The sequence below is a fragment of the Xenorhabdus sp. XBWT genome (genome assembly GCF_059072735.1).
On sequence record NZ_CM180990.1, the window covers coordinates 3,981,114 to 3,994,022 of the forward strand.

Consider the following 12,909-nt stretch of genomic DNA (forward strand, 5'->3'; position numbering starts at 1 on the left):
TCCTGCTACAGTTTATTTATGCATCATCGCCAAACCAACAGATATTACGGGCTGCCATAATGAGTTCTCCTGCTTTCTCATCATTCAGTCCTTCGATATCAAATAAGTCGTCGATACCCTGCTCGGCAAGATCTTCCAGAGTACAGATGCCACGGACAGCCAGGTTAAACGCCAAAGTACGATCCATGCCAGACAGATTCAATAAATCTTCGGCAGGTTGCTGATCACCAAGACTCTCTTTCTGAGCCAGTTCCAGCGTTGTCAAGGCCGCTTTTGCACGTTCACGAAGAACTTCAACGGTTTCTTCATCAAGACCTTCTACTGCCAGAAGTTCATTGATTGGTACGTAAGCCAATTCTTCCAGTGTAGAGAAACCTTCCTCGACCAATACGGTGGCGAAATCTTCATCAATGTCGAGATGCTTAGTAAATGTATCAATAGAAGCATGAGCTTCTGCCTGATGCTTCGCTTGTAGCTCTTCCGCAGTCATGACATTCAGTTCCCACTTGTCATCACCACGATGCTTTTTCAACAACTGAGCTGCCAGACGAACGTTTTGACCATTACGGCCGATCGCCTGAGCCAAATTGCTGTTTTCGACGGCAACATCCATTGTACAGTTGTCTTCATCAACAACAATAGATGCAACATCTGCCGGAGCCATTGCATTAATGACGAACTGTGCAGGGTTATCGTCCCACAACACAATGTCAATTCTTTCACCGCCCAGCTCGCTGGAAACGGCTTGTACCCTTGCACCACGCATACCTACGCAGGCACCAACTGGGTCAATGCGCTTGTCGTTGGTTTTTACTGCAATCTTCGCACGGGAACCCGGATCACGGGCAGCAGCTTTGATCTCAATGATCTCTTCACCAATTTCAGGTACTTCGATGCGGAACAGTTCAACCAACATCTCTGGACGAGAACGAGTGATGAAAAGCTGTGCACCGCGTGCTTCTGGACGAACATCATACAGAACACCGCGCACGCGGTCACCCGGACGGAAATTTTCCCGTGGTAACATGTCTTCACGTAAAATAACCGCTTCAGCATTATTACCCAAATCTAGGGTAATGTTTTCGCGATTCACTTTTTTGACCTGAGCAGTCACGATTTCACCTTGCTGCTCACGGAATTGATCAACTACCATCGCACGTTCAGCTTCACGTACTTTCTGTACGATAACCTGTTTTGCCGTCTGAGTTGTGATACGGTCAAAAGTTACTGATTCAATTTGATCTTCAATATAACCACCCAAATCAATTTCTGGGTCTTCATATTTTGCAGCGTCCAGCGTAATTTCACGAGTCGGCAGAGTGACTTCTTCAACAACTAACCAACGGCGGAAGGTATCAAAATCGCCAGATTTACGATCGATACAAACGCGAACATCAATTTCCTGCTCATACTTTTTCTTGGTGGCTGTCGCCAGTGCAATCTCTAATGCTTCGAAGATTTTTTCACGAGGGAGAGATTTTTCATTAGAAACCGCTTCCACAACAGCCAGAATTTCTTTATTCATCCTAGTTGCCTCATCCGAACTTTAAAAGTGGGGTACCAGGTTCGCTTTCTGGATGTTGCTCAGTGCGAACACGTCGTCTTTTCCATCCACCGTAACCGTTATCATTTCACCATCAACAGCCTTAATGATACCTTGCCATCTGCGGCGGTTCTGCATTGCCATGCGTAAAACCAAATTGACTTCTTCCCCTAAGAAACGCTGATAATGCTCAGCCTTAAATAGCGGACGCTCAAGCCCCGGTGAAGATATTTCCAGGTTATAAAGCACAGAGATCGGATCTTCAACATCAAGCACTGCACTGACCTGGTGGCTAACATCAGCACAATTATCAACAGTGATACCCTCTTCACTATCGATATAGACCCGCAGCGTTGATACTCGTGCGCGAATAAACTCCAGGCCCACTAATTCAAAACCCAAAGCTTCAACTGGTGCTAAAATCATCTCTGTTAATTTTTGCTCTAATGTGGACAAGCCCACCCCCAAGACATAAAAAAAGGGCTATATTAGCCCAGTAGTTCTGCTGTCAAATAACAAAAAACCCCGATACTCGGGGCTTTATGCAACTGGACCCTATTTACTGCCAACGGTCTCAACCAACTTCTTTTCATATCTTTCAAAGCAACCTTGCAAATTAGGATCGATATCTTAACGGCTGCTGAATGACTACTCTGGAAAAGATATATATTGTTAAGAAGTGGTTGCGGGAGCCGGATTTGAACCGACGACCTTCGGGTTATGAGCCCGACGAGCTACCATGCTGCTCCATCCCGCGTTCGAAAACGTGGCAAATCTTACGCTGATAATACTAAAAACGCAAGTTTCTAGATTAATGGTGCCGAGGACGGGACTTGAACCCGTACGCCCGTTGTTTAGGCACTACCACCTCAAGGTAGCGTGTATACCAATTTCACCACCTCGGCACTGATTTTTTATAGAACTGTTATTTTAATGGTTCTTTATACTAACTATTTAAATCAACAATCCTACTTCAATTCTGTTACTGAAATTTACTGAGGGATCTCACTATTTGACTTTACTGGCGCTGCCGGAATATCCGCTTGTTTCTCAACTTTCGTTGGTTCAGCCAAGTTATTCCATTTGCTGCTGGAGCCAGTTTTGTTGCTGGTCATGTTACCAAGAATCAAGCTGATAACAATAAACGACGTCGCCAGAATAGCTGTCATACGGGTCATAAAGTTACCAGAACCCGATGAACCAAACAGTGTATTAGATGCACCCGCACCGAAAGAAGCACCCATATCAGCACCTTTCCCCTGCTGTAGCAGAACCAGAGCAATTAGCCCGAGACCAACCAGCAAGAATATACCTAAAAGAGCTTCATACATATGTTGTACCCGTTTCCTCGTGGGATTTACCACAATTTCGTCGCGACCTTACAGTGCATCACCCGCTCAGAATTAGAAAAATTAACTTATTGAGCGGGTGTGAATACTAACCAAAGCCTTTCAGACAAGCAAGATTAATTTCAAATACTGATACTGATCGAAGAAAAAACCAACAAATTACCCCATTTTTTTCACGGCATCAGCAATACGATGCGCCAATGTTGTGACCTGTTCTTCATCTTCACCTTCTACCATTACCCGGATCAGTGGCTCTGTGCCCGATTTACGCAGCAGAACACGACCGCGACCATTCAATTCAATTTCTACTGATTTAACGGCTTCAAGTACAGACTCTGATTGCAGAGGATCGGTATTACCTGCAAAACGAACATTAACCAAAATTTGAGGTAACAGCTTCATTCCACTGCACAGATCATGCAGGCTCATATTGTTGCGCACCATTGCACTCAGGACTTGCAATCCAGCAACAATACCATCACCGGTCGTGGTTTTATCCAATAAAATCACATGTCCTGAATTTTCTGCCCCTAAGCGCCAGCCTTTTTCCTGCAACTTCTCCAATACATAGCGATCACCGACTTTTGCACGTTCAAACGGAATACCAAGCTGCTTCAGTGCCAGTTCAAGACCCATATTACTCATCAACGTACCCACAGCTCCACCACGCAACTGTCCGTGTCTTAGTGCTTCACGCGCAATGATATAAAGGATTTGATCACCATCAACTTTGTGACCCAGATGATCAACCATAATGATACGGTCGCCGTCACCATCAAATGCCAGACCAACATTTGCCTGTTCTTCCAGTACGCACTTCTGCAATAGACGAACGTCTGTTGCACCACACTCTTCGTTGATATTAATACCATTCGGCTCACAACCAATGGTAATAACTTCTGCGCCCAGCTCTCTGAGAACATTCGGAGCGATATGGTAAGTAGCGCCATTGGCACAATCCAGTACAATTTTTAATCCATTTAAGCTTTGTTCACTGGGGAATGTACCTTTGCAAAATTCAATGTAGCGGCCCGCCGCATCAACAATTCGATTTGCTCGACCTAATTCGGCAGATTCCACACAGGTCAGTGGCTTCTCCATTTCTGCTTCAATGGCTTCTTCAACATCATCAGGCAATTTAGTGCCATCAATGGAGAAGAATTTAATGCCATTATCGTAGTAAGGATTGTGAGAGGCTGAGATGACAATGCCAGCCTCTGCGCGGAAAGTACGTGTCAGATAGGCCACAGCAGGCGTCGGCATTGGGCCAGTAAAGGAAGCGGATAATCCTGCGGCAGCCAATCCGGCTTCGAGTGCAGATTCCAGCATATAACCAGAGATTCGGGTATCTTTACCAATGATAATTTTTCGAGAACCATGACGAGCCAGTACTTTTCCCGCAGCCCAACCCAATTTCAATACAAAGTCAGGAGTAATTGGGGTATTACCTACTCTGCCACGGATACCATCAGTACCAAAATATTTACGGTTACTCATAAATTTCTTTTCCTTTGCTGAACATATTCTTTGCTTACAGCGTGTTTCTTTTCGGATATCAGTTGATTGTAGATAGCGTTGTCTGAACAATTTTCATTGCCTGAACGGTTTCTTTTACATCATGCACACGGATAATCTGGGCACCCTTCATGGCCGCTATCACAGCACAAGCAACACTTCCTGTTACACGTTCTTCCGGAGATACATGAAGTAATTGGCCAATCATGGACTTACGTGACATACCCGCCAAAATCGGCAAGCCTAAATGATGGAGTTCCTGCAAGTGAGCCAATAACTGATAATTATGCGATAAGTTCTTACCAAAACCGAAACCAGGATCAAGGATCAGGTTATTTTTTGCGATACCTGCCGCAACACAAAGCTCAATTTGCCGTCTCAGGAATGATTTCACTTCTGATACGACATCTTCATAATGAGGCTCTGTTTGCATTGTACGAGGTTGTCCCTGCATGTGCATCAAACACACAGGCAACCCAGTTTGTACTGCTGCATCAAGTGCCCCTGGCTCCTGCAAGGCCCGAATGTCGTTGATAATATGGACTCCGGCCCTTGCTGATTCTCGCATTACTACAGCTTTTGAGGTATCCACAGAGATCCAAACATCAAAACGCTCAGTTAAAGCCTCAATCACGGGAATAACGCGATCCAACTCTTCCTGTTCACTTACCTCATCCGCGCCAGGACGTGTCGACTCTCCTCCCACATCAATAATAGTTGCACCTTCCTCGATCATCTTCGCGGCATGTTCCAATGCCATATCAAAAGTATCATGTGTTCCACCATCAGAGAAAGAATCGGGAGTAACATTCAGAATTCCCATTACTTGTGGGCAGGAAAGGTCGAGGACACAGCCTCTGGCTGTCAGTTTCATCACTAGGGAGCCTTAATGTCAAAACCCCAGGTGAACCTGGGGTTTAAGAAGTACAATCGACCAAATCCAAGGGCAATAATTCGTCATTACCTTTGGCTTGATAAACTCTTAACCACGTTATGCGGTAGGATTATCATCTGCAGGTTTCGCTGTTTGTTGTGGAGATGATGGAGTATGGCGGTTATTGCTACCATTTTTATCACCTTCCCAACCTGCTGGTGGACGTACATTTGTTCGATTCATCAGGTCATCAATCTGAAGTGCATCGATAGTTTCATATTTCATCAACGCATCTTTCATAGAATGAAGAATATCCAGATTATCCATCAGAATCTGACGTGCGCGTATATAATTACGATCAACGATAGCTTTCACTTCCTGATCAATTAAACGCGCGGTGTCTTCAGACATATGTTTCGCTTTAGCAACGGAACGACCGAGGAAAACTTCACCTTCTTCTTCCGCATACAGCAATGGACCCAGTTTTTCTGAGAAGCCCCACTGTGTCACCATGTTGCGTGCAATAGATGTTGCCACCTTAATATCATTGGACGCACCTGTAGAAACACTATCTACACCATAGATAATTTCTTCAGCTAAGCGTCCACCGTACAAAGTTGAAACCTGGCTTTCCAATTTCTGACGACTTGCACTGATCTGATCACCTTCAGGCAAGAAGAAAGTTACACCCAACGCACGACCGCGAGGAATAATAGTAACTTTATGAACAGGATCGTGTTCTGGCACCAGACGACCAATAATGGCATGCCCAGCTTCATGATACGCGGTGGCTTCTTTCTGTTCCTCCGTCATAACCATTGAACGACGTTCCGCACCCATCATGATCTTATCTTTGGCTTTTTCAAACTCAACCATAGAGACAACACGCTTGTTACCACGAGCTGCAAACAAAGCCGCTTCATTCACAAGGTTTGCCAAATCGGCACCAGAGAAACCAGGTGTACCACGGGCGATGATAGATGCATCAATGTCCGTATCCAGCGGAATACGGCGCATATGGACTTTCAGTATTTGCTCACGACCACGAACGTCAGGCAAACCAACCACAACTTGACGGTCAAAACGGCCAGGACGTAGCAATGCAGGGTCCAAAACATCAGGCCGGTTAGTTGCTGCGATAACGATAATACCTTCGTTACCTTCAAAGCCATCCATTTCAACCAGCATCTGGTTCAGTGTTTGTTCACGTTCATCGTGCCCACCACCCAGACCGGCACCACGCTGGCGACCTACCGCATCTATTTCGTCAATAAAGATGATACAAGGAGCTGCTTTTTTCGCCTGCTCAAACATGTCACGAACACGGGAAGCACCCACACCAACAAACATTTCAACGAAGTCAGAACCAGAAATAGTGAAGAAAGGCACTTTCGCTTCACCAGCGATGGCTTTCGCCAGCAGCGTTTTACCTGTACCTGGAGGACCAACCATCAAAATACCTTTCGGGATCTTACCGCCCAGTTTTTGGAAACGTCCTGGCTCACGCAGATACTCCACCAATTCACCGACTTCTTCTTTTGCTTCGTCACAACCAGCAACATCAGCAAAAGTGGTTTTGATCTGATCTTCTGTCAACATACGGGCTTTGCTTTTGCCAAAAGACATCGCCCCTTTACCGCCACCACCTTGCATTTGGCGCATAAAGAAGATCCAGACACCAATCAGCAGTAGCATTGGGAACCATGAAATAAAGAGGGTCGCCAACAGGCCTTGTTGTTCTGGTGGTTCACCAACAATTTTTACCTGTTTATTGAGTAGCGTATCCAGCAGCTTCTCATCCTGAATTGGCATATAAGTGCTGTATTTTCCACCGTTGTCTTTCTTAGTGAAATCAATGTCACGACCCGAAATACGTACTTCGCTTACTTGATTCTGTGATATCTCATTGATGAAGTTAGAGTAATCCACCCTACGACCGCTAGAATCGCTGGGACCAAAACTCTGGAACAATAACATCAAGACAACTGCGATGACTAACCAGAGAATCAGGTTTTTCGCCATGTCACTCAAGGGATTAACCTCATATTACAACTGTGTTAACAAATAGTAGTCAGGGTACTATACTTTCCGCCCTGTCGCTACAATGTATACTTCACGTGATCGTGCCCGCGAAGCTTCTGGCTTACGAATTTTTATCTTCGTAAAAAGGGAGCGTATTTCCCTCAGGTATTCATCAAAGCCCTCTCCCTGAAACACTTTGACAATAAAACTACCCCCAGGGGCCAGCACATCACGACACATATCCAATGCTAACTCAATCAGATACATGGATCGGGGAATATCGACCGCGGGGGTTCCACTCATATTGGGAGCCATATCCGACATGACGACCTGGACTTTATTATCACCAACTCTCTCAAGCAATGTTTTCAATACAAGTTCATCACGAAAATCTCCTTGAAGGAAATCGACCCCAACTATCGGATCCATCGGTAAAAGATCGCAAGCAATAACCCGCCCGCTATTACCAATCTGACTAACTACATATTGAGACCACCCTCCCGGGGCAGCGCCTAAATCAACAACGGTCATGCCCGGTTTAAAGATTTTGTCGCTTTGCTGTATCTCATCAAGTTTAAACCAAGCGCGAGAGCGAAGCCCCTTTTTCTGCGCCTGAAGAACATATTTATCACTAAAATGTTCCTGTAACCAGCGACTTGAGCTTGCTGAACGTTTTTTATTGGCCATTGTTCTTTCCAACTATACTAATAGAGAGCCTTATTTTTTGCGCTCTCTTATCAAACCACACCACACTTTTATGGTGATAGATATCAGATGGCGGTAGAATATGTCGTTTTCAATCCCAACTAAGCAAAAAACAATGACTCTTAACAAGAAACAAGTTCAATACCTGAAAAGCCTTGCTCATTCATTAAAGCCTGTCGTTATGATTGGCAACAACGGACTGACTGAAGGCGTATTGGCTGAAATCGAACAAACTCTTTCGCATCACGAGCTTATCAAAGTCAAAGTTGCAGGCGAAGACCGTGAAATCAAAACTTTGATCGCTGAAGCGATTGTTCGTGAAACTGGTGCATATAATGTGCAAATCATTGGAAAAATATTAATTCTCTACCGCCCATCAAAAGAGCGCAAGATTAGTCTACCTAAATAATCACGGCATATTTATATAAAAGTGCCATATGTATCTACCATGAGAGAAAAAAGGCCAGATCTGGCCTTTTTTCTCTATCAGCATCTTATATCTTAGCCAATCCATGGTATTTATCAGAGATAATCCACGTTCAAAACTTCGTATTCAACTTGGCCGCCTGGCGTAGTGATCACAACAACATCATCCACTTCTTTACCAATCAGGCCACGGGCAATCGGTGAATTCACAGAAAGAAGATTTTCTTTGATATTCGCCTCATCATCACCCACTATACGATAGGTTTGCTCTTCATCAGAGTCCACATTTAATACCGTTACCGTTGCCCCAAAAATCACACGACCGTTATTGGTTATCTTCGTAACATCAATCACTTGTGCATTAGAAAGTTTGGCCTCAATTTCCTGAATACGGCCTTCACAGAAGCCCTGCTGCTCACGAGCGGCATGATATTCTGCATTCTCTTTCAAATCACCGTGCTCACGCGCATCAGCGATTGCGGCAATAATTTGAGGGCGACGTACATTTTTCAAATATTCTAATTCTTCGCGCAATTTATCCGCGCCACGTACCGTCATCGGAATTTGTTTCATTTATCAAACCTCTAAATCAATCCTAAGCCCAAACAACATCTTCCTGATTTTTGCAAATAACAGCACAATGAGCACACCCTATCAGGCGGGCCTCCAGAAAATAAAAGGAATGTAAAACCAGCATAATCTGGAATTCACATACATATTTTACCTGCTAATCTATCATTCTAACGTAGAGTTGATGATGGATCATCGTTTACTTTTCTCTGAATTGCACCTTAGTATTATTAATATAAACCTTGTTGAAACAAACCTACCTTCATATGCGAGATCTATGGCTCTTTTAAAAATTACCAGCAGAATAGCTTGTATACTCAGTCTAAGCCTGAGTATTTTCAGTGCAAATGCCTCTGCAATTGAGGAAGGCACCCAATATTTGCCTGCGGGAACTCATTTTTCATTTATTGCCCAAAAAGTCGGCTCAAAAAACCCTTTAATTGATTATCACGGACAACAACTGGCATTACCTGCCAGTACACAGAAAATTGTAACGGCATTAGCCGCCTTACTACAGCTTGGTAAGGATTACCGTTTTGTAACAACACTGGAAAGTGATGCTGATATCTCAGATGGCATATTAAAAGGTAATCTGACAGCGCGTTTTGTCGGTAACCCGATGCTAACGCGTTCACAATTGCGTAGTATGATTGAAGCATTAAAACAGTCTGGCATAAAACAGATCGATGGCGATCTCATCATAGATATTTCTATTTTCGCCAGCCACGATAAAGCTCCAGGATGGGTATGGAATGACATGACTCAATGTTTCAGTTCCCCTCCGGCCGCTGCAATCATAGATAAAAACTGCTTTTCGGTTTCACTTTACAGCTCAGGGCAATCCGGCGAACTGGCATCTGTTCAGGTTCCCTCTTTTTACCCTGTCAGTGTACTGAGTGAAGTAAAAACATTACCCAAAGGCTCACCAGAAGCAAAATACTGTGAACTTGATGTCACGGCAGGTGAATTGAATCGATATATCTTAACGGGTTGCCTGACTAAGCGTGATGAGCCGCTACCACTGGCTTTTGCCATCCAAAATGGAGCTAGTTATGCGGGCAATCTACTGAAAAATGAGTTGAATATTGCAGGCATTGAATTAAAAGGTTATATGCGGCGCCAATCGACCCCTCAGCACCCAGAAAAAATCCTCGCCCTGAATCAATCAGCACCGCTGCATGATATGCTAAAAATTATGTTGAAAAAGTCAGATAACATGATTGCAGATACAATCTTTCGTACTCTGGGCCATCGGTATTTTAATGTTCCCGGAACATGGCATGCAGGTTCTGATGCGGTTCGTCAGATTTTGAAACAAAAAACAGGCATTAATTTAGGTAATACCGTCATGGCAGATGGTTCCGGCCTTTCGCGCCACAATTTGATCTCACCCGCAACCATGATGGAAATATTACAGTTTATTGCCCTGCACGATAATGAATTAGACTTTATCTCAATGCTACCTAAAGCGGGATATGATGGTACTCTGGCTTATCGTCCCGGACTGCATGAAGCAGGTGTTGATGGTAAGGTATTTGCCAAAACGGGATCATTACAAGGGGTTTATAATCTGGCAGGTTTTTTAACTGCTGCCAGCGGACAGCAAATCGCTTTCATCCAATTTATCTCTTCGTATTCAGTTTCTCCTGAAGATCAACGAACCCGCCGTGTTCCCCTGGCGCGTTTCGAAAATTACTTATATAAATCGCTATATAAGAATCATTAATTAAAAACGATTTAACGAAAAAAGAGGCGCTAAAAAATAGCGCCCCTTTATTATGTTGGATTTCTTATATACCGACTAGTGTTTATAAATAAACTCAATGCCTTCATCGTCTTCTTCATCCCAGTCATCATCATCCAAATCATCATCAGACGAGGATGATTTCTGCAACTGTTCCTGATGATAGTCATCCCACATGAACTCAACTTTTTCAGGTTTGACTTCTTCCGTCGCTTCCATACTACGGGGCTGCATATTCATGAACTCCATAATGTCCCAGCAAAGCTCTTTCACACCCTGACGGTTCACTGCTGAAATCATGTAATAGTCGCCTTCCCAACCAAGCTCATCAGCAATAGTTTTGGCTAGCTGTTTAGCTTCTTCTGGATCGGTCAGATCAACTTTATTGAATACCAACCAACGCGGTTTTTCTGCCAGTTTTTCACTGTATTTGTGTAGCTCTTTGATGATAATTCGGGCATTTTCAACCGGATCAGATTCATCGATCGGGCAGAGATCAATCAAATGCAACAATACACGACAGCGCTCCAGGTGCTTCAGGAAGCGAATGCCTAAACCAGCACCGTCTGATGCTCCTTCAATCAAACCAGGGATATCTGCGACCACAAAGCTTTGCTCATTATCCATGCGCACAACACCAAGGCTTGGCACCAATGTTGTAAATGGATAATCGGCTACTTTAGGTTTTGCTGCTGAAACGGCCCGGATAAAGGTGGATTTCCCCGCATTTGGCATTCCCAGCATACCTACATCTGCCAGCAACATCAGCTCCAGCATCAGCTCTCGGCTTTCTCCCGGTGTCCCCATTGTTCTTTGGCGAGGAGCACGATTCACAGAAGATTTAAATCGGGTGTTACCAAGGCCGTGGAACCCCCCTTTTGCAACCATAAAACGTTGTTCATGGCGCAACATATCTCCGAGAACTTCACCTGTGGCAACGTCACGTACACGCGTTCCGACCGGAACCTTGATGGTAATATCCTGACCGCGTTTACCAGTGCAATCGCGGCTTTGTCCATTTTGACCACGCTCAGCGCGGAAGGATTTTTCAAAACGGTAGTCAATCAGCGTATTGAGGTTTTCATCAGCCAGTAGATAGACATCTCCGCCGTCACCCCCATCTCCGCCGTCCGGCCCACCTTTTGGAATATATTTCTCACGACGGAAGCTGACGCAACCATTGCCACCATCTCCCGCTACAACCAGTATTCTGGCCTCATCTACAAATTTCATAATCTTTCTCCGTAGGATAGCCACTGTAAAGCTGGATGGCAGCTAGTACCCAGAGATGGCGTAATCCAGAATAATAAAAAGCCCCGCAACACACATTGCAGGGCTTCCGATTCGATTAAAATTCAAAAAACTTATTCAGCTTCGATGCTGATGAATTTACGGTTTTTTGGACCTTTAACTTCGAATTTAATTTTTCCGTCAGCTAATGCGAACAGGGTGTGATCACGGCCACAACCTACGTTGTTGCCTGCGTGGAATTTAGTACCACGTTGACGAACGATGATGCTGCCTGCCAAAACAGACTCACCACCAAAACGTTTTACACCCAGACGTTTGCTTTCAGAATCGCGACCGTTACGAGTCGAACCGCCAGCCTTTTTGTGTGCCATTTATCTGCTCTCCTAAAATCTTAAGCGATGCCAGTGATTTTAACATCAGTGAACCACTGACGGTGGCCCTGCTGCTTACGGCTGTGTTTACGACGGCGAAACTTAACGATTTTAACTTTCTCGCCACGGCCATGTGCAACAACTTCAGCTTTAATTTTAACGCCTTCAACTACTGGAGCGCCGATTTTGATGTCTTCACCATTAGCGACCATCAGCACCTGGTCAAACTCAACAGTTTCACCTGTTGCGATGTCCAGCTTTTCCAAGCGAATAGTCTGACCTTCGCTTACTCGGTGTTGTTTACCACCACTTTGGAAAACCGCGTACATATAAACTCCGCTTTCCGCGCACCCTCTAAAATTCTTTCCGAGCGCGCTATAAAATATTCACAATAGGGCGCGAATTCTACGCAAAAACCGCTTGGAAGACAAGTGCAGAATTAGAACAGAGGATAAAAAAACGGACTTTTTCGATTGCCATTTATTTGAGCTGTTTTACAAGTGCGGCCGATACATCGTAATATCTGTTAATACGCTAAT

13 protein-coding genes and 2 tRNA genes are annotated in these 12,909 nt (G+C 44.4%); 2 read left to right on the forward strand and 13 right to left on the reverse strand.

Going from position 1 to position 12,909, the window contains the following annotated elements:
- Positions 1–16: 16 nt before the first annotated feature.
- The 9 genes from nusA to rlmE all read right to left on the reverse strand — a co-directional run bounded on the left by nusA (position 17) and on the right by rlmE (position 7,990).
- Entirely contained in the window at positions 17–1,525 is a 1,509-nt protein-coding gene (nusA, locus tag AC5JQI_RS17425) for a transcription termination factor NusA (protein WP_237387246.1), read from the reverse strand.
- Positions 1,526–1,546: 21 nt separating this feature from the next.
- Positions 1,547–1,999: a ribosome maturation factor RimP gene (rimP, locus tag AC5JQI_RS17430; protein WP_493913086.1), complete on the reverse strand. Its 453-nt coding sequence runs from the start codon at positions 1,997–1,999 to the stop codon at positions 1,547–1,549.
- Positions 2,000–2,223: 224 nt separating this feature from the next.
- A tRNA-Met gene (locus tag AC5JQI_RS17435) sits at positions 2,224–2,300 on the reverse strand.
- A 58-nt stretch (positions 2,301–2,358) separates the two neighbouring features.
- Positions 2,359–2,448, reverse strand: a tRNA-Leu gene (locus AC5JQI_RS17440).
- Positions 2,449–2,535: 87 nt separating this feature from the next.
- Complete coding sequence (gene secG / locus AC5JQI_RS17445) at positions 2,536–2,874, reverse strand: preprotein translocase subunit SecG (RefSeq protein WP_493913087.1); 339 nt, start codon at positions 2,872–2,874, stop codon at positions 2,536–2,538.
- A 177-nt stretch (positions 2,875–3,051) separates the two neighbouring features.
- Positions 3,052–4,389: a phosphoglucosamine mutase gene (gene glmM, locus AC5JQI_RS17450; RefSeq protein ID WP_493913088.1), complete on the reverse strand. Its 1,338-nt coding sequence runs from the start codon at positions 4,387–4,389 to the stop codon at positions 3,052–3,054.
- Between the two features lie 58 nt (positions 4,390–4,447).
- The gene (folP, locus tag AC5JQI_RS17455) at positions 4,448–5,281 is read right to left on the reverse strand and encodes a dihydropteroate synthase (protein ID WP_493914726.1); all 834 of its coding nucleotides are present in this window, start codon (positions 5,279–5,281) and stop codon (positions 4,448–4,450) included.
- A gap of 117 nt (positions 5,282–5,398) precedes the next feature.
- Positions 5,399–7,312 carry an ATP-dependent zinc metalloprotease FtsH gene (gene ftsH, locus AC5JQI_RS17460; protein WP_493913089.1) on the reverse strand — a complete coding sequence of 638 codons (1,914 nt, stop codon included), beginning with the start codon at positions 7,310–7,312 and terminating at the stop codon, positions 5,399–5,401.
- 48 nt (positions 7,313–7,360) lie between these two features.
- Positions 7,361–7,990 carry a 23S rRNA (uridine(2552)-2'-O)-methyltransferase RlmE gene (gene rlmE, locus AC5JQI_RS17465; RefSeq protein ID WP_323853645.1) on the reverse strand — a complete coding sequence of 210 codons (630 nt, stop codon included), beginning with the start codon at positions 7,988–7,990 and terminating at the stop codon, positions 7,361–7,363.
- A 133-nt stretch (positions 7,991–8,123) separates the two neighbouring features.
- Between rlmE and yhbY the strand changes: the two genes are divergently transcribed.
- Positions 8,124–8,417 carry a ribosome assembly RNA-binding protein YhbY gene (gene yhbY, locus AC5JQI_RS17470; protein ID WP_493913090.1) on the forward strand — a complete coding sequence of 98 codons (294 nt, stop codon included), beginning with the start codon at positions 8,124–8,126 and terminating at the stop codon, positions 8,415–8,417.
- Positions 8,418–8,530: 113 nt separating this feature from the next.
- On the opposite strand, the gene greA is transcribed toward yhbY, so the two are convergent.
- Positions 8,531–9,007, reverse strand: a complete 477-nt coding sequence (greA, locus tag AC5JQI_RS17475; RefSeq protein WP_237387253.1) for a transcription elongation factor GreA — start codon at positions 9,005–9,007, stop codon at positions 8,531–8,533.
- 274 nt (positions 9,008–9,281) lie between these two features.
- Between greA and dacB the strand changes: the two genes are divergently transcribed.
- Positions 9,282–10,730, forward strand: a complete 1,449-nt coding sequence (dacB, locus tag AC5JQI_RS17480) for a serine-type D-Ala-D-Ala carboxypeptidase (protein ID WP_493913091.1) — start codon at positions 9,282–9,284, stop codon at positions 10,728–10,730.
- A gap of 75 nt (positions 10,731–10,805) precedes the next feature.
- Here dacB and cgtA read toward each other — a convergent pair whose 3' ends face one another.
- The 3 genes from cgtA to rplU form a co-directional block, all read right to left on the reverse strand.
- Positions 10,806–11,981: an Obg family GTPase CgtA gene (gene cgtA, locus AC5JQI_RS17485; protein WP_493913092.1), complete on the reverse strand. Its 1,176-nt coding sequence runs from the start codon at positions 11,979–11,981 to the stop codon at positions 10,806–10,808.
- Between the two features lie 131 nt (positions 11,982–12,112).
- A complete protein-coding gene (rpmA, locus tag AC5JQI_RS17490) occupies positions 12,113–12,370 on the reverse strand; it encodes a 50S ribosomal protein L27 (RefSeq protein WP_010845218.1) in 258 nt (85 codons plus the stop codon).
- A 20-nt stretch (positions 12,371–12,390) separates the two neighbouring features.
- Entirely contained in the window at positions 12,391–12,699 is a 309-nt protein-coding gene (rplU, locus tag AC5JQI_RS17495) for a 50S ribosomal protein L21 (RefSeq protein WP_047766254.1), read from the reverse strand.
- Positions 12,700–12,909: the final 210 nt, after the last annotated feature.

What these genes read in the sequence shown, in the direction of transcription:
- cgtA (WP_493913092.1), bottom strand. Translation starts at nt 11,981, where the DNA reads ATGAAATTTGTAGATGAGGCCAGAATACTGGTTGTAGCGGGAGATGGT.
- yhbY (WP_493913090.1), top strand. Translation starts at nt 8,124, where the DNA reads ATGACTCTTAACAAGAAACAAGTTCAATACCTGAAAAGCCTTGCTCAT.
- rpmA (WP_010845218.1), bottom strand. Translation starts at nt 12,370, where the DNA reads ATGGCACACAAAAAGGCTGGCGGTTCGACTCGTAACGGTCGCGATTCT.
- secG (WP_493913087.1), bottom strand. Translation starts at nt 2,874, where the DNA reads ATGTATGAAGCTCTTTTAGGTATATTCTTGCTGGTTGGTCTCGGGCTA.
- dacB (WP_493913091.1), top strand. Translation starts at nt 9,282, where the DNA reads ATGGCTCTTTTAAAAATTACCAGCAGAATAGCTTGTATACTCAGTCTA.
- folP (WP_493914726.1), bottom strand. Translation starts at nt 5,281, where the DNA reads ATGAAACTGACAGCCAGAGGCTGTGTCCTCGACCTTTCCTGCCCACAA.
- rplU (WP_047766254.1), bottom strand. Translation starts at nt 12,699, where the DNA reads ATGTACGCGGTTTTCCAAAGTGGTGGTAAACAACACCGAGTAAGCGAA.
- greA (WP_237387253.1), bottom strand. Translation starts at nt 9,007, where the DNA reads ATGAAACAAATTCCGATGACGGTACGTGGCGCGGATAAATTGCGCGAA.
- glmM (WP_493913088.1), bottom strand. Translation starts at nt 4,389, where the DNA reads ATGAGTAACCGTAAATATTTTGGTACTGATGGTATCCGTGGCAGAGTA.
- nusA (WP_237387246.1), bottom strand. Translation starts at nt 1,525, where the DNA reads ATGAATAAAGAAATTCTGGCTGTTGTGGAAGCGGTTTCTAATGAAAAA.
- rlmE (WP_323853645.1), bottom strand. Translation starts at nt 7,990, where the DNA reads ATGGCCAATAAAAAACGTTCAGCAAGCTCAAGTCGCTGGTTACAGGAA.